The following is a 16,480-nucleotide window of genomic DNA, read 5'->3' on the forward strand; positions in this document are numbered from 1 at the left end:
TCGTCAAAAATAGGAGGTTTCCTGCTATACGTGAGACGGGGAAGAATCGCCCGCATGTAGTATGCTGTGCCGATGGGTAAACGAGGGGAGTTTCATGGGAGTCGGCAGTGCAGAGAAAACCGAGACCGGGGATTCCCCGTTTTCGTTTCGACTGCTCGGTATCGGGTTTTGGCAGGCTTGGTGGATGCTCGTGCTCTGCACGACGATCGTCGTGCCGCCCGATCTCTCGTTTCTCGGCGTCAGGCCGAGCGTGTGGACGCTGCTGTTTACCTCGATTGGATTTGCGATTGCGGCGATCATCGCTCCGCGCGTCGGTTCGTTCATCGAGCGGGGGCGCATGTTCGGGGTTGCGGCGCTTCTGTGCACGGTTGGTACGGGAGTCTGCTTGGTCATGCGCGCGCTTCCGGGCCACGACGCGTTCACCGGCTTGCTACTCGCTTTCTTGATGATCGCGGCATTCGGCAATGCCTTGCTTTTGGTTATGTGGGGTGAGCTTTGGGCTACACTGGCCACCGATCGCGTGAGCCAGTACCTGTTCTCATCGTACGCGTTCGCGTTCGTTTTGTTCTTCGGGGTCCAGCTTTTGCCCGAGATCGTGACGGCTGCTGCGGTGTGTCTGCTTCCTCTCGCTTCGTGCGCTATCCTGTATTCGTCCCGCGACGAGACGCGGCGCGCTCCGTCGGCTGCCGTCTTCGCCGTCGACAGGCCGCTTGTTGTAAAGGCTATGGGCGCCGTTGTGGTAGCTGGCCTCGCCTACGGCATCGCCCAATCGTTCTACGCCAGCATGGCTGCTCCGCATATCGCAGAAGGTCGCCCCGACCTGCTCGTAGCGGGTGCGTGCTTCATCGCGCTTGCTGCGCATATTGCATTCGAGCGGTCGGCCGCGGCGCCGATTGCGATGTTTCGCCCCATCGTTCCGGCTCTCTCGATAGGGTTGATCCTGTTTGCAGTCCTGCCGATCGCCTACGGTTATTTCGGCAACGGGCTCGTCATCGTCGGAGGCTACTGCCTCGATATTCTCATCATGCTCGTTTCGGCCGACCTTGCATTTCGGGCGAAACGACCGGTTGCCCTTTTCTTCTCGTGCTCTATCCTCGTATTGCGCTTGGCTACGATTGCCGGCTTGGCTGCCGTCGACCTCGCCGCGGGGGTCGGGCTTGTCTCGCCCGACAGTCAGCTGCATCTCTTGATCGCGCTTGCCGTACTGGTCATATTGGTGGGGACGCTCGTTTTTTCCCAAAGCGAACTGCAGCGGTTCTACCAGCCCCAGCCTGCAATACGTCAGAACCGCGATCTCGAGGAGCATTGCGCGGTGATGGCGGAGCGCTGCGGGCTGACCGCACGGGAAGCCGAGGTGCTCATGCTGCTAGCGAGCGGACGAAACGTTCCCTACATATGCAAAGAGCTCTGCATCGCGGAAAGTACGGCTCGCCATCATGTGGGCGCCATTTACCGCAAGCTCGGCGTATACGATCGCCAGGGCATGATCGATGTGATTCTGCAGGGATAGCGGGACCTGCTTCGATCTGGTGCGATACCGATCTTTCGAAGGTTTTACCTGCGCCTTATACCGGCTTGACAGGACGGCGGTACAGTGAGCCTGAAACGATGCGAGGCAGATAGGAGACCGTATGCGGGTAACGGGTGTGATATTCGATTGCGACGGAACGCTGCTGGATACCATGGGGGCATGGCGCGGCGCCGAGCGCGAGCTTGCGGGCCGAGCCGGAGCGAAGCTTTCATGCGACGACGTCGCCCTGCTCAATACGCTGACCGTCGATGAGGCGGGCGAGTTCTTCCACGGGAAGTTCTCGGTCGGCGCGAATGCGCGCGAGGTGGCCGACCAGCTCCAGAATCTCGTTGTCGGGCATTACGCGCTCGCCGTGCAGCCCCGTAGCGGCGCGCTCGAGTTCGTACGTGCCCTCCGCTCTCTCGGCATAAAGATGGGCGTGGCTTCGTCGAGTCCGAAGCACCTGCTCGAGATCGGGCTCGGCCATGCCGGTCTGCGCGAATGCTTCTCGATCGTCGCATCGACCGACGACGTGAACGCTTCGAAGCGTTCACCCGACGTGTACGAGTACGCTCGGGCTTTTCTCGGTACCGCAAGGGAGGAGACGTGGGTGTTCGAAGACGCATCCTACGCCTTGCGAACGCTGGCGCGTGCGGGATACCATACGGTCGGCATTCACGACCGCGACGATTCGGGTACGTTCGACGAACTTTCCGCTCTTGCCGATTTGGCTATACGGGGATACGAGGACATCGATCTGATCGAGTTCGTGGCAGGCCGCTATGCACGCGAAAAACCTGTGTGCGAAGCGCTGGTCGGCGTTCGGTAGCTTCAAGGCTTCGCCCGTCGATGATGCCCAGCCGTAACCTGCGCGACATGCCGCAGGCACGTATCGGCAGCCGCCAGCGCCTATTGTGGAGAGCGTTCGCATCGAAATAGGCAATCGGTGCAGGTGTGATACAATAATCCGCTGGAAATGCATCAGAGAGTTAGGGTAGATATATGTCAGGGCATTCAAAATGGGCAACCACGAAGCATCGTAAGGCCGCGCAGGACGCAAAGCGTTCGGCTTTGTTCTCCAAACTGTCCCGTAACATCACGGTGGCAGCCAAGGAGGGTGGCGACCCGAACCCCGACAACAACGCGTCGCTTGCGGCCGCAATCGAGAAAGCCAAGGGCTACTCGCTTCCCAAAGACAAGATCAAAACCGCCATCGACAAGGCGTTCGGCAGCGGCAAGGACGCCGCCAACTACGAGACGGTCATCTACGAGGGCTACGGCCCGGCAGGCGTAGCCATCTACCTCGAGGCGCTCACCGACAACCGCAACCGTACCGCCGCCGACGTGCGCAGCGCGTTCTCCCATGCCAACGGCAGCCTGGGCACTTCCGGATCGGTGGCGTTCCAGTTCGAGCGCAAGGGCCAGATCATGGTTCCCAAAGAGATCGAGGGAGACAAGAAGGAGGGCATGAAGGCCAACGGCGCCGCGGGCGACGAGGAGGAGTTCATGCTCGCCGTAGCCGAGGCGGGCGGCGACGATTACGAGGACGCCGACGAGGAGTGGATCATCTACACGAGCCCCACCGATCTCATGGCCGTCAAGAAGGCGCTTGAAGAGGCCGGCCTTGCCACCAAGGGTGCCGAGCTCATCATGGAGGCCACTACCCCCACCGAGGTAAGCATCTCCGACGCAAAGAAGGTCATGCGCCTCATCGACAAGTTCGAGGAGCTTGAGGACATCCAAAGCGTGTACCACACAATGGACATCACCGACGAGATCGCCGCCGCCCTCGACGAGTAGGGCTTGTACGACAGATTCGATTCGGTACGGGCGCGCTTTCGGGCGCGCCCGTTGCATGCACGCGATGCGGTTCGCCTTCGACGTGCATTCTGCTCGGCGTGTTCCCTGTGCGGCTGCTGGGTTCCGGGGGTCAGACGGCGTGCCTATCGGTTGGATCGACTTCGGTCGATTCGAGCAGTGCCATGAGTTCGGAGTGGGAGTGGATGCCGAGTTTTGCGTAGATGTTGCGCGAATGCGAGCGCACGGTATTGAGCGATACCTGAAGGTGGTCGGCAACGTACTTGCGCCCATGACCGCGCGCGAGCAGCATAAGGACCTCCTGCTCCCGCTCGGTTAATCCGTAGGTCTGCGATACCGATCGGGTGCGTACGCGCATGCGATCCTCCGCGTCGAGCGATCCCGCCTTTCTCTTCGCCATGTCGATGACGTCTTCGTGCGAGACGGGCAACATGAGCCTATCGAGCTGTTTTGGGGGAGAAACGAGCAGGGCGAGCAGGATGAGGGCGTACGCTGCAATGAGGAACGGCGTGGAAGAGAGGTTTTCCTCCACAAGCAAGGGGGCGACGTTTCCGCCGATGAGGTAGCCGATCAGACTGCCGAACAGGACGGCGGAGTACCCTAATCCGAATATTCTCAGCGGCGATGCCTTCGATTGGAAGCAGATGTAGGCGAAGATGCAGAAGGCAACATTGCCCGTAATGCCGCTGAGAGTGCCGTTCAGCGCATAGAACAGGGGTATTTGATCTTCGAACAGCGGGAGGACAACCAGGATGATTGTTGTCCCGACGAACAGGAAATAGCAGACGCGCCCATAATCGACCTTCTTGCTGGCATTGAACGCGTAGCAGATGAAAACGAAGGCGACGAGCATTTTAAGGAGAATGTTGCCCGCGACGCCGAGCTCGATCGCCTCGGAAGTCTGAAACGTTGCGAGCAGCGTTTTGATGTAGTTCGAGCAGAAGCGAAACGCGAAAATCATGAAAACGAGTCGCGCGAAGGTTCTGCCGAACGATTTGGCGGCTTTGGGCTGCACCGAAGGATTGCTTTTTGCGGGGATCAGCGCAAAGGTTACCGCTCCGAATGCCGGCAAAAGGCAGAAAAGCGCAGTGGATATCGGGGTGGGGGCAACGGTGATGACGAGGTACAGGCATGCCGCCACAAGCTGCGATGTCATGAAGAGAAGCATCGCCCTCCAGGGGGAAAGCGCACTGTACAGGATCCCTGCTTTGACGAGCAGCGCCGCAGCGCCGAGCCCTGCAAGAAGCGCCCCGGCGTGCAGAAGCACCGGACTCGATTCGGGGACGAGCCACGATGTTGCAAGGCACACGTCTCCGGCAACCGCCATAGCGGCGGTTACGGGGATGGCTCTTCCGCTCTCGAACAACTGCGAGAGTTTGTTTCCGAGGATGGCGCAGCCGATAAGCGCGGCGATAAGCACCACCCGCGTTTCTACGTAGGCGGAGGAAAACGTCGACTCGGCACCCGATGACGGCGACAGCCAGTCTTGGACGCCGCTTGTCGAGAGAATCCATGCCGACCAGAATGCGATTCCGAGATAGCCGAGGAACGGCGCCTGTTCGTTCACCGATTCGAAATACGATGCGATTCGTTGTTTAACGGATTCGACCAAAGCTCCCCATATCGTAATCAGCTTGCCCCGTTCAGCAATTATAGGCAATGTGGCGCATGCGCACAAGGATGGTTCTGTAAGAGCTTGCCATGGGTGGTATTGCCGTCTCACCCCGAAAAGACTAGCCCCGTTTTAAGCATATCAACTGCGAAAACAGGATGTTTTGATCCTGTATTGACGTTCTTGTCGGGCTTCTTGCGAGCTATCGTGTGAGTCGTCGAAGAGACAGAGGGAACAGATGATTAGGAGGAATCAATGGGAAAGATGGCAACGAGGCGAGACTTCGTGGCGGCAACGGGTTTGGGTGTCCTCGGCTTAGCGGGAGGTGCAGCCTTGGGCCTTGCGGGTTGCGGCTCTGGAACCTCGCAGGGAAATGCGAGCGCGCAGGCGTCGGAGGTTTCGTGGGACGAGGAGTACGACGTGATCGTCGTCGGCGCGGGCCTCGCCGGCTTGGCTGCGGCGATAACGGTGGCAACCGAGGGCGACGGGGCAACCTGCCTGCTTCTCGAGAAAAGCGATCAGCCTGCCGGCGGCGGCAACAGCCAATTCTCTTCGGGCAGCGTAACCTACACAGACGATGCCGAGGCGTTCGGAAGCTACCTCAAAGAGCTGCGCGGCGACTACACGGGCACGCCCGACGATATCCTCGAGGTGTTCGCGCAGCGCAGCGCAGAGCTTCGCGATTGGGTTGTCGGCCTCGGCGCCGATGAATCGGACATGAAGTTCACGAACGAAGACGGATCGAAGAGGGGCGAGTTCGGCGAACTCGAGAACTCGGAATCATATCGCTATATGAGCTTCAACAAGAAGGAATCCAAGAGCTTCACCCACATATCGCACTTCGCCCTGTCTGTTGTCGAAGCCCATGCCGACGTCATTACCGAAAAGACGAAGGCTCCGTTGACGGATCTCGTGTGCGACGCCGAAGGCGCGGTTGTCGGAGTCGTGTACGACGAGCGTGGCAAAGAGATGAAGGCGAAGGCGAACAAGGGCGTCATCATGTGCTGCGGCGGCTTCGAAAACGATACCGTCATGCGCCAAGACTACCTTTCGGCGCCGCATGCCCATCCCGTAGCGGGCATCAACAACACCGGTGACGGCCATCGCATCTGCGCGAAGATCGGCGCCGATATGTGGCATATGCATTCGTGCGCCGGCTTCTGGACGAACGCCGTTTCGCTCGACGGCGAGAAGTACTGCGCTTACCGCAAGATCAACAAGCAAAACGGCATTACCGTCGGCATCAACGGGCGCCGATTCTATATGGACTACGACATGGCGGTTTCGGGCTGGCCCCAGTCCGACGAGCTCGTCAGCCTCGAGGGGGATGTCGGCTGCCGTCACGGGCATCAGCAGTTCGGCGGGGAGTGGCCCCTGCTTCCCCTTCCCTCGGTCATGTGGTTCATCTACGATCAGGACCATGCCGAAGACGCCTACACCGACGGCACCGGCGATCCCGTCGCCGACGGATTCGCCGTGTCGGCTGATTCGATCGAAGAGCTGGCTGCGCTCATCGACGTGCCCGAATCCGAGCTGACGGAGACGGTTGCTCTGTGGAACTCTTACTGCGAGGGAGGCAAGGACCTGTCGTTTCATCGTCCGCCGTCGACGCTGAATCCCGTTGCCAACGGGCCGTTCTATGCGATGAAGTGCTGCTGCGAGCTGCTCAACACCGATGGCGGACCGCGCCGCAACGCCAAAGCCCAGATTCTCGATACCGCAGGCGAGCCCATCGCCAACCTGTATTCCGCAGGGGAGTTCGGATCGTTGTGGGCCCATCTCTACCAGGGTTCGTGCAATCTTTCCGAATGCTTGGTGTTCGGTCGCCTCGCCGTGCAGAGCGCCCTTGGCATAGCGTAGACGCCTGTCTTTGGATTTTCGACCGCCTGCGAAACCCGCCTCGTCAGGGTTTCGCAGGCGGTTTTCGGCGTTGGGGACGTGCGGGTTTTCAAACCGTGCTGCGATCGTGATGATTGCATTTGAAATGCTGCTGCAGCTGTCGGTTGTGGTATCATCCGAACAAGTGTTTGTTGATTTTGCCTGATCTCGATCGGCGACTGTCCGCGTGGGCTTGTCCGATCGGGCGGTCGGAATACGGAAAGGGTTGTATGTCGTCGGTGCGCCGCGTTGTTCTCGGGATCGATCCGGGGCTGGCCAATACGGGTTGGGGAGTGATATCCCAGCAGGGAACGAGGCTCGCATGCCTCGCGTACGGCTGCGTGTCGACATCGAAGGACATGGAGCTCGCCCAGCGGCTGAAGAAGATCCACGATCAGATGGGTGCCGTGATCGCGCGGTTCGGGCCCGAGTGCGTCGGTATCGAGACGGTCTGGTTCGGCGAGAATGTTACGGCGGGCATCGGCACGAGCCAGGCGCGTGGCGCCGCGCTCGTCGCCTGCGCAACGGGAGATCTTCCGGTCGGAGAATTTACGCCCCGGCAGATCAAGCTCGCCGTCGTCGGGACGGGGTCGGCGGAAAAGGAACAGGTGCAGTATATGGTCAAGCAGCTGCTTTCGCTCGAATCGGTGCCCCATCCCGATCATGCGGCCGATGCGCTGGCGGCGGCCATCTGCTATACGACGCACGAAGGAGTGCTATGATCGCCTTTCTCAACGGAATCCTCGCCGGTAAAACCCAGGATACGGCCTTCATCGACGTGGGCGGCATCGGCTATGCGGTGGGCATGGCGGCAGGCAGTCTCGCCAAGCTTCCCGAAATGGGGGAGCGGGTGCAGGTCCATACCCACCTGTACGTGCGCGAGGATGCGATTTCGCTGTTCGGTTTTCTATCCGTCGAGGAGAAGAACCTGTTCCTCCGCTTGAACAGCGTGTCGGGTGTCGGGCCGAAGGTGGCGCTTTCGGCCCTCTCGGTATTTTCGCCCCAGCAGCTTGTTGCCGCCATAACCTCGCAGGATGTCGCGCTCGTGTCGAAAATTCCCGGTGTGGGCAAGAAGACGGCATCGCGCATCATCCTCGAGCTCAAGGGCTCGCTCGACGCCGATTTGCTCGGAGCGGCTGCGGGCGCGGCTCCGGTCGGCGCGGGTAGCGTATTGCAGGGCGTTGCCGACGCCCTGTTGTCGATGGGATTCACCTCCGCCGAAATCGAGATCGCGCTCAAGGGCGCCCCGGAAGATGCGGACGAGCCCGTCCTGTTACAATACGCATTGAAGCGCTTGGGCGAATAGCGCAGTGCACATCGTTGGTACGAACGGCTTTCAGAACGGGCGGTAATGGGTAACGAAGGAATAGAGATAGAAGGATTGGTGTTCTCGGCGGCGGAAGCCGACGGGGCCATCAGCGCTTCGCGTACGGTCACCCCCGATCTCACCGAGGACGATCTGGCGCTCGATCGCAGCCTCAGGCCGAAGTTGCTGGTTGATTATGCGGGCCAAGAAAAGGTGAAGGACTCCTTATCGGTTCTCATCGAGGCCGCCAAGGCGCGCGGCGAAGCGGTCGACCACATCCTGTTCTCGGGACCTCCGGGTCTCGGGAAGACCACGCTCGCAACCGTTGTCGCCAACGAGCTCAACGCGAGCATCAGGACTACGAGCGGTCCGGCTATCGAGCGCACGGGCGACCTTGCGGCGATACTGACGAACCTCGAAGAAGGCGACGTTCTGTTCATCGACGAGATCCATCGCCTGAACCGCATGGTCGAAGAAGTGCTCTATCCCGCCCTTGAAGACTTTGTGCTCGATATCGTCGTGGGCAAAGGGCCTGCAGCGCGTTCGATCCGCCTTGACCTGCCGAAGTTCACCCTCATCGGGGCGACTACCCGGACCGGCCTTCTGACGGGCCCCTTGCGCGACCGCTTCGGTATGCTGTTCCGCCTCGATTACTACACCCCCGACGAGTTGGCCACCATCGTGCGCCGTTCGGCGGCGATCCTCGATATCGGTATCGACGAAGACGGCGCGCTCGAAATCGCCCGTCGCAGCAGGGGCACGCCGCGGTTGGCGAACCGCTTGCTCAAGCGCGTTCGCGATTGGGCGCAGGTTCGCGGCGACGGAACGATCGACGAAGATGTCGCAGCCCAGGCGCTGAGCTTCTTCGAGGTCGATTCGCTCGGCCTCGACATCATGGACAACCGTATCCTCGAGCTTCTGGCCGTACGGTTCGCCGGCAGGCCGGTCGGGCTCACCACGCTCGCATCGGCGCTCTCGGAAGATCCCGAAACGCTCGAAGACGTATACGAGCCGTTTCTGCTGCAGCAGGGTCTGATGATCCGCACGCCGCGGGGGCGCCAGGCAACCGAGAGAACCTACGACCACCTGGGAATCCAGGCACCTACGGCAGGCTAAGCGCCGACGCGCATGCATGCCGCCATCTGCGATCGAAAGAAGACACCATGTTTCAGCAAGATTATCTGATGCGCATATTCCTCCAGTTCGCCGAAGCCATCAGGCGCAGCATGCTCAAAGCGAACGGCGAGAACGATCCGGCATCGGCTGCCGAGATGCTTGAAGCGGCGGTCGGCGAGGCGACGGAGCTCGACGGGGAAGTGTTTCTGTCCCTTGCTCCCGAGTCGATGACGAGCATCCTTGCTGTTTCAGGAACCGATCCACGGGTTGTCGAATACCTTGCCCGCAGCCTCATGCTCGAAGCGGAATACCTGAGGGAGGCCGATCAACCCGAGAAGGCTGCTCTTCGGGCCGAGCAGGCGGCTGCGCTCGCGCAATCGTGCGGCATCAGCTTGTCGGAAGAAGCCATCACCCCCGAAGAGCTCGATGCGTTTTTCGAAGAGACCCAAAAGGGTTTGAAGTAGGCAGACGGCCCGTTGACCTCGGTTTCGCGAGACAGCGGGGGTTGCTCGTAAAACCGCAATTTCGGGGCACGGCCGTATTTCTGGTCTCGTTTCGGGATGCCGCAGTCGTCACTGGGCCCCGCCGCCGTTCCCGAACGCTATCCCGATCTTCGGTCGCGGCAGAAAACGGAGGTAATTCGTCGTTGCGGAGCGGGTAAGAGTCCCAAGCGGATCACCTGCCTTCAAGTGGCTGCATTGCTCCGGGTGAGAGACGCGCTCGCATTGCCCTTGCCGCAGACGGGCTCGTGTTGCGACGAAAACCTTTCGTTTTCTGCCATCTTTGGGTCATCTGCTGCAAAACTCGGATCAGGGGCCGATCGGCATGCGTTTGCCGGCCCCGTCCCTTACAAAACGCCACCCAATGCCTTACGGAGCGGTAAAAAAACGCGAATCCCGATAAATGAGGGGCGCAACCGCATCACTTTAGTGTAAAGTGGAACAAAGCCCCAGCAATGGGGGCCAAGTGTTGCCGCCATGCAGCACGAAGAGTGACCTTCCCCAGGATGGGGAAGAGGAAAGAGGAAACAATGGCGGAAGGTACTGTTAAGTGGTTCAACCCGGAAAAAGGCTATGGGTTCATCTCCCAGAACGATGGCGAAGATCTCTTCGTCCACTTCTCTGAGATCAAGATGGACGGGTTCAAGACCCTCGACGAAGGAGCTGCCGTGCAGTTCGACGTCACCACCGGCCAGAATGGCAAGCTCCAGGCGAGCAATGTGACGAAGGCCTAACTTTCGGGTTTGTCTTTCATATGCCAGAGACGACCCCGCGCAAGCGGGGTCGTTTTTTATGAGGGCCCAACCCTTCGCGTAGGCGAGGCGCTTGCCGGATTCGCGCGGGAGCGCGGATGTCAATCGCTCGATCCTGTTTTTCGGCAGGAGCGCCGAAGGAGCGCATCCGAAAGGATAAGCGCGATAAAACTTGCGGAGATGAGGGGGGCGAGGGCACCTGCCTCTAAGCCGTCTGCGGTTTTGGCAAGGGATCGAGCAGCTTCGCTTTGCTTGTCGTTGTGGTCGTGATCATTCGTGCCGAAGGGAGGCGATTCGATTGTTCCGGTGACAAAGGTATGGCCTTCGATGGGCACCATTGCGTTGCCGACGAGATCGACGAACCCCGAGACCTGTACCGTGTAGGTGGCATCGGAACGAAGTTCGCCGAGCGCTACGGTAAGGATGGTGCGTTCCGGGTTCCATTTGCTCGCATCGGTGAAATCGGGATTTCCTTCGATCGCGTTGGGGGAAAGGACGACTTTTCCGCCTCGAGAAGAATCGATGGGCTCGCTGAATTCGATGGCGAGTCTCGCCGTGCTTGGTGCAACCCCGGTACCTGCAGGCGTTATGGTCGCAGTGGGCCTTTCTCCATCCACGCTGAGGACCGCATAGTCGGAGAGGGCTTCGGGCTGGATGCCGTTAGACGCGACGCAGCGATACCATGTCTTGTTTTGCTCGGCTTCCAGGTCGGAAAACACCAATCTGGTGTCGGTGGCATTCGCGATGTCTTCCCAGTTTGCTCCCTCGTTTTGAGAGAATTGCCACCTGGGCGAGGGTGCGGGCGACCCCTCGGCAGCGGCTTCGAATACGACCTCGCCGCCCTCTTTGCTCGAACGGTCTTGCGGGTGCCCTGTGAACGACGGCGCGATAAAGGATTCGATTCCGACGAAGGTCCACCCGTTCACGGGTGCGCCGAACATGCCCGGGTCGTAGTTGGCTGCCGCTTCGGCGGGGTGGTATACCGTGCCCTCGTCGGGCGTATCGGCGAATGCGCTGCCTTTTGCGCCGGTGGGCGGCGAATCGCCCAAGAACAGAAGCGCATCTATCTGCGTGCCGGAAAACGCACTCGTTCCGATTTTCGTAACGCTTTGGGGGATGGCAAGCGAGCCGGAGAGCTTCGTGTCCCGAAACGCGTGGGCGCCGATAGCAAGCGATCCCGTTTCGGGTAAGACGAGCTCGGTGAGGCTCGTGCCCGCAAACGCGCCTGGTTCGATGTTCGCAACGCTCTGCGGGACGGTGAGCGAGCCGGAAAGCCCCGTGTCCATGAACGCACCCCAGGCGATGCTCGTGAGGTTCGGGGGGAGGGTGAGCGTACCGGTGAGCCCCGAGTCCCTGAATGCATTATCCTCGATTGAGATTAGATTCGATGCGTTCGAAAAATCGATGCCGGTTACGTTCGCTTGTTCGAAAAAGGCATCGCCGCCTATGCTTACCACACTGTAGTCGTCTTCGCTGTCGCTTGCTGTTGCCGGTACGGTTACGGTCGTCTCTTCGCTCGGATCGTTTTCGAAGCCGACGAGTTCGGCGGTTTTCTCGGGATCGCTCGTCAGCACCTTGTACTCGAGTCCTTCGTCTACGAACGTGTTGCCGGGTGCGGTTTCCCGTGGCTCGATACCGTAGGCTTGCGCAGGTGCGATGCCGATCAGGTTTGCGGCAAACGCGAAGGCCAACAGCCCTTGTGCCGCTTTGCTCGGTATCCTCATGCCGATCTCCTTCCGAAGGCGGTGGGAGGCGGCCTTTTGATGCTCTTTGCGCCGCATCGCTTCTTTCTCTATTATACTTCCGATGCCCGTTTCGCTCGGTTCTGTTTTATTGGCTTCGTTTCCGTTCGGGCAAGCGTCAATTCCCTCCTGGGATTATCCGATGCGGGCGGCGATCGGCTAAACGATGAACATCGCGTCGCCGAACGAGAGCAGGCGGTATTCCTGCTCGATTGCGTGCTCGTAGGCGGCCATGATGTGCTCGCGCGTCGAGAATGCGCTCACGAGCATCATGAGCGTCGATCGCGGCACGTGGAAGTTCGTTACCAGCGCATCGACAACGCGGAACTTGTATCCCGGCAGGATGTAGAGCGAGGTGGCTTCGCGGTCCCGCGCCCTGAGCCCGCCCGCTTCCTCATCCCATGCGCTCTCCAGGCTGCGAACGCTCGTGGTGCCCACCGCTACGACGCGCCCGCCGTGCTCTTTCGTGCGACGAACCGCGTCGACGACGCGCTGGGGCACGGTGTAGTATTCGGTGTGGATGCGGTGCTGTTCGGGGTCGTCCTCGTCGACGATGCGAAAGGTATCGAGACCCACTTCGAGTTCGACGGTTTCCCAATCGACGCCCTTCTCTTTGAGCAGGGCGATCAGTTCGGGGGTGAAATGAAGGCCTGCCGTGGGCGCTGCGGCCGATTTCTCGCGATTGGAGAACACGGTTTGGTAGAGCTCTTCGTCGCCCGCGTAGTTTTTGATGTAGGGGGGCAGGGGCGTATGTCCAACTGCATGCATCGCTTCGTCGAGGGTGCCGTAGGCTTCGGTGGCGAGCCGTGCGAGCCGTTCTCCTTTTTCGGCATCCTCCACCCAGTCGACGATTTCCGCGGTGAGCGCCACGGTGCCTTCGCTGTCGGTGAACTCGACCACGGCGCCCGGCTTCAACCGTTTGCCCGGACGCACCAGCACTTCCCAGTAGGCAGCGGTGTTCGAGGTCTCGCCATGACCGAACGATTCCCGCAGCAGAAACACTTCGGCGGCACCCCCGGTGCCCCGCTTTGCGCCGAGCAGGCGTGCGGGCATTACGCGCGTTTCGTTGGCGATGAGCAGGTCTCCCGGCTCAAGGTAGTCGGCGATGTCGCGGAATATGCGGTCTTCGAGCGATCCTGTCGCACGGTCCATCACGAGCATCTTGCACCCGTCGCGCTCGGCGGCGGGCTCTTGGGCGATGCGTTCTTCCGGAAGGGTGTAATCGAAATCGCTGGTCTTCATCGATGCATTCTTTCCTCGGGTGGCGTGCGGTTCGTCGCGCGGACTGGTTCGCCGTGCGGATTTTGAGCCCGGTTGCCGGGCGTCGGGTTGCCATTATAGGCGTTTCTGGCGCGATCGGCTCAGTTGCTTTGCTTTCCCCGCATCTCTTTGAGGATGCGCCGCTTGCGTTCCTGCTTCGCGGCGTAATCCTGCCGCTCGCGCTTCTTTTGGGCCCGAAGCGCTTCGGCCGCTGCGATCTCGTCTTCGTGGGCTGCGCGCTCCGCTTCGCGTTTCGCCGCTCGGGCCGCCTTGCGCTCGCGGCGCTCCGCTTCCGCTTCGGCCTGCGAGATGCGGCAGCCGCAGTAGTTCTGCCGGTACATGCCGAGCTCCCTGCTGCGGCGCGTAGCTTCGTCGTAGAGGGGGCGGAAATCTTCGAACAGCGAAGCGATTCCGTGAGCTCCGGCCGCGCGTTTCAGCTCTTCCCGGATGATATCGGTGTATTGGTAAGGGCTTACGGTGAGCGTGGTGGACACGCCGTCGAACCCGTGCTCGGAAGCGTAGCGGGCTGCCTCTTCGAGCCTCATGCGGTAGCATGCTCTGCAGCGATCTTCGCGGCTCGCGTAGGTATCCGAAGCCACCGTGCCGACGCAGCCCTCCCATGCGCGAACGTCGTAGGGTCCTTCGACGATGGGGAGGTTCTCGCGATCGGCCCAAGCGCGCAGGGTCGAGAGCCTGCGGTCGTATTCCGAGGCGGGGTGTATGTTCGAATTCATGTATGCGATCGTGATGTCGTGCCCCTCGTTCGCCAAGAACCTCGTCGGCTCGAGCGAGCAGGGGCCGCAGCATGCATGGAGTAGTAATTTCATATGCTTCTCGCACGCTCCTTTTCTCCTGCTTTATACTACCATGCGAACGTATACGCAACCTGATACATAAGGATTATCACATGGAGCAAACACCCTATCGCGCAGTGTTCTTCGACTTGGACGGTACGCTGCTTCCGATGGATCTCGGCGAGTTCATGCAATCGTACTTCGAGCGTCTCGCCGCTTACGTTGCGGCGCGCGGCATCGATCCCGAGATCTTTACCGCAGGTTTGAAGAAAGGCATCAAAGCGATGGCGGCCCACGACGACGGACGGTTGAACGCCGAAGCCTATTGGGATGCGTTCTTCGAGGTCGTCGATCAGGACGCTACCGATTGGGCAAAGCTTGTCGGCGAATTCTACGAACACGATTTCGGCGAGATCGGCAAAAACGTCGTGCCCGACCCGCATGCCGCCCGCGCGATCGAGACGCTTCGCGCAAAGGGGTATCCGCTCGTGCTCGCCACTATGCCCATGTTCCCGCTGCGGGCGGTCAAGTGGCGCCTGTCCTGGGCGGGCATCGATGCCGACGCGTTCGCGCGCATCACCAACTACGAGAACTCGACGTCGGTCAAGCCGAAGCTCGATTACTATGCCGAGAACCTTCGGGCGGCTGGTCTGAAGAGCGAAGACGTGCTCATGGTGGGCAACAACACCCACGAGGATCTCGCATGCCTCGATCTGGGCATGGATGCCTACCTCGTGACCGACCACCTGCTCGACCCCGTGAAGTTCGATCTGTCGCGCGTCAAGCACTCTTCGATGGCCGAGTTCGCAGCTTGGGCGGAAGCGCTTCCCGCCTGCGAGCATCCCGCAACCGGCATCGATGCCGGTCCGATCGCGCGCGAATCGTAGGTTGCTATGGCCCTGTTTGATTTTACCGTCGAGGGGACGAGCGGCCATGCGCGCGCCGCAGCGTTCGAGACTGCGCACGGTACCGCCAAGACGCCCATGTTCATGCCCGTGGGTACGCACGCCACCGTCAAAGGCGTCACGACCGACCAGCTTGCCGATCTCGGCGCTCAGGTCGTGCTCGCCAACACCTACCATCTGTCGATGCGTCCCGGAGCCGATCTTATCGCCGAGGCGGGGGGACTCCACTCCTTCATGCAATGGGACGGGCCGATTCTCACCGACTCGGGCGGGTTCCAGATATTCTCGCTTGCCGATACGCGCAAGCTCGACGACGACGGTGTGTGGTTCCAGTCGATCTACGACGGATCGAAGATCCGGTGGACTCCCGAGAGCAATATGGAGATACAGCAGAAGCTCGGAGCCGATATCGTCATGCAGCTTGACCAGTGCGCCCCGTATCCCGCAACCCGCGAGTTCGTCGAGGGCGCCGTCGACCTCTCCGCGCGCTGGGCGGCTCGTTGCCTGGCTGCGCATACGAAGGCGGATCAGGCGCTTTTCGGCATCGTGCAGGGCGGCATGCACCTCGACCTGCGCCTTCAGTCGGTCGAGCGCCTGCTCGAGGCGGGCCGTGCGAGCGTCGAGGCGGGTCACAAGGATTTCCAAGGATTCGGCATCGGCGGCTATTCGGTGGGCGAGGAGCACGATGTGATGTTCGAAACGCTCGGGCAGGTTGCCCGCGCGCTTCCCGACGCCAAGCCGCGCTATCTCATGGGGGTGGGCAACCCCACGACGCTCGTGCGCGCCGTTCGCGAGGGAGTCGACATGTTCGACTGCGTGCTTCCCACCCGCACCGCCCGCATGGGCACCGCGTTCTCGTCGACCGGCCGCATGAACATGCGCAACGCGAAGTATACGCGCGATTTCGGTCCGCTCGACGATGCGTGCACGTGCCCGGTCTGCGCGAAGTACTCCCGCGCCTACATTCGCCACCTCGTTAAATCGAGCGAGATGCTCGGCGGGATGCTGCTTTCGGTGCATAACCTCCACTACCTGCTCGACCTCATGCGCCGGGCGCGCGAAGCGGTGCTGGCGGGCGCGTACGAGGAGTTCTACGAGGAGTGGATGGCGTCTCCTGCGGCTAACGACTATTGATCGGGTAAAGGTTCGGCATCGACTTTGCGGGCCTATCTGGTTCCGAGGATAAACTTGTGGCACAATGTGAAGGTTCACGCGCAGCCCGCCCGCTCAGGGTGGCTTGCGGCGCGTACGAGGCAATCGGCTCCGTGTGGGCGTACGAGGAAGAAG

General features: G+C 60.8%; 15 protein-coding genes. 11 read left to right on the plus strand and 4 right to left on the minus strand.

From position 1 onward, the window contains the following. The first annotated feature begins 94 nt into the window (after window positions 1-94). The 3 genes from MWL89_RS05300 to MWL89_RS05310 all read left to right on the plus strand — a co-directional run bounded on the left by MWL89_RS05300 (window position 95) and on the right by MWL89_RS05310 (window position 3,310). Window positions 95-1,510 (plus strand): helix-turn-helix transcriptional regulator, encoded by a 1,416-nt coding sequence (locus MWL89_RS05300; RefSeq protein WP_244412021.1) that lies wholly within the window; start codon window positions 95-97, stop codon window positions 1,508-1,510. Window positions 1,511-1,631: 121 nt separating this feature from the next. Further along, a complete protein-coding gene (locus MWL89_RS05305) occupies window positions 1,632-2,339 on the plus strand; it encodes an HAD family hydrolase (RefSeq protein ID WP_244412022.1) in 708 nt (235 codons plus the stop codon). Window positions 2,340-2,512: 173 nt separating this feature from the next. After that, window positions 2,513-3,310, plus strand: a complete 798-nt coding sequence (locus MWL89_RS05310) for a YebC/PmpR family DNA-binding transcriptional regulator (RefSeq protein WP_102378670.1) — start codon at window positions 2,513-2,515, stop codon at window positions 3,308-3,310. A 130-nt stretch (window positions 3,311-3,440) separates the two neighbouring features. Here MWL89_RS05310 and MWL89_RS05315 read toward each other — a convergent pair whose 3' ends face one another. Further along, window positions 3,441-4,940, minus strand: a complete 1,500-nt coding sequence (locus MWL89_RS05315; RefSeq protein ID WP_244412023.1) for a helix-turn-helix transcriptional regulator — start codon at window positions 4,938-4,940, stop codon at window positions 3,441-3,443. Window positions 4,941-5,195: 255 nt separating this feature from the next. On the opposite strand from MWL89_RS05315, the gene MWL89_RS05320 reads away from it, so the two are divergent. The 6 genes from MWL89_RS05320 (at window position 5,196) to MWL89_RS05345 (ending at window position 10,474) form a co-directional block, all read left to right on the plus strand. Further along, the gene (locus MWL89_RS05320; RefSeq protein ID WP_102378668.1) at window positions 5,196-6,800 is read left to right on the plus strand and encodes an FAD-dependent oxidoreductase; all 1,605 of its coding nucleotides are present in this window, start codon (window positions 5,196-5,198) and stop codon (window positions 6,798-6,800) included. 248 nt (window positions 6,801-7,048) lie between these two features. Next, window positions 7,049-7,540 (plus strand): crossover junction endodeoxyribonuclease RuvC, encoded by a 492-nt coding sequence (gene ruvC / locus MWL89_RS05325; RefSeq protein ID WP_102378667.1) that lies wholly within the window; start codon window positions 7,049-7,051, stop codon window positions 7,538-7,540. Then, window positions 7,537-8,124 (plus strand): Holliday junction branch migration protein RuvA, encoded by a 588-nt coding sequence (gene ruvA / locus MWL89_RS05330; protein WP_244412024.1) that lies wholly within the window; start codon window positions 7,537-7,539, stop codon window positions 8,122-8,124. The genes ruvC and ruvA overlap by 4 nt, the downstream gene beginning before the upstream one ends. Window positions 8,125-8,169: 45 nt before the next feature. Next, window positions 8,170-9,240, plus strand: coding sequence for a Holliday junction branch migration DNA helicase RuvB (ruvB, locus tag MWL89_RS05335; protein ID WP_102378665.1), 1,071 nt, complete (start codon window positions 8,170-8,172; stop codon window positions 9,238-9,240). A gap of 47 nt (window positions 9,241-9,287) precedes the next feature. Further along, window positions 9,288-9,704, plus strand: a complete 417-nt coding sequence (locus MWL89_RS05340) for a hypothetical protein (protein ID WP_102378664.1) — start codon at window positions 9,288-9,290, stop codon at window positions 9,702-9,704. A gap of 566 nt (window positions 9,705-10,270) precedes the next feature. Further along, window positions 10,271-10,474, plus strand: coding sequence for a cold-shock protein (locus MWL89_RS05345; RefSeq protein WP_102375198.1), 204 nt, complete (start codon window positions 10,271-10,273; stop codon window positions 10,472-10,474). Between the two features lie 119 nt (window positions 10,475-10,593). On the opposite strand, the gene MWL89_RS05350 is transcribed toward MWL89_RS05345, so the two are convergent. From MWL89_RS05350 to MWL89_RS05360, 3 genes are all read right to left on the minus strand, one after another. After that, window positions 10,594-12,216: a leucine-rich repeat protein gene (locus MWL89_RS05350; protein WP_244412025.1), complete on the minus strand. Its 1,623-nt coding sequence runs from the start codon at window positions 12,214-12,216 to the stop codon at window positions 10,594-10,596. Window positions 12,217-12,393: 177 nt separating this feature from the next. Continuing rightward, on the minus strand, window positions 12,394-13,476 hold the full coding sequence (gene queA, locus MWL89_RS05355) for a tRNA preQ1(34) S-adenosylmethionine ribosyltransferase-isomerase QueA (RefSeq protein ID WP_244412026.1): 1,083 nt from the start codon (window positions 13,474-13,476) through the stop codon (window positions 12,394-12,396). Between the two features lie 119 nt (window positions 13,477-13,595). Further along, window positions 13,596-14,321 carry an epoxyqueuosine reductase QueH gene (locus tag MWL89_RS05360; RefSeq protein ID WP_244412027.1) on the minus strand — a complete coding sequence of 242 codons (726 nt, stop codon included), beginning with the start codon at window positions 14,319-14,321 and terminating at the stop codon, window positions 13,596-13,598. An 80-nt stretch (window positions 14,322-14,401) separates the two neighbouring features. On the opposite strand from MWL89_RS05360, the gene MWL89_RS05365 reads away from it, so the two are divergent. After that, entirely contained in the window at window positions 14,402-15,175 is a 774-nt protein-coding gene (locus MWL89_RS05365) for an HAD family hydrolase (RefSeq protein WP_102378660.1), read from the plus strand. Between the two features lie 6 nt (window positions 15,176-15,181). Next, complete coding sequence (gene tgt, locus MWL89_RS05370) at window positions 15,182-16,327, plus strand: tRNA guanosine(34) transglycosylase Tgt (RefSeq protein ID WP_244412028.1); 1,146 nt, start codon at window positions 15,182-15,184, stop codon at window positions 16,325-16,327. The last annotated feature ends 153 nt before the right edge of the window (window positions 16,328-16,480 follow it).

The organism is Raoultibacter timonensis (assembly GCF_022845715.1).
GTDB lineage: Bacteria > Actinomycetota > Coriobacteriia > Coriobacteriales > Eggerthellaceae > Raoultibacter > Raoultibacter timonensis.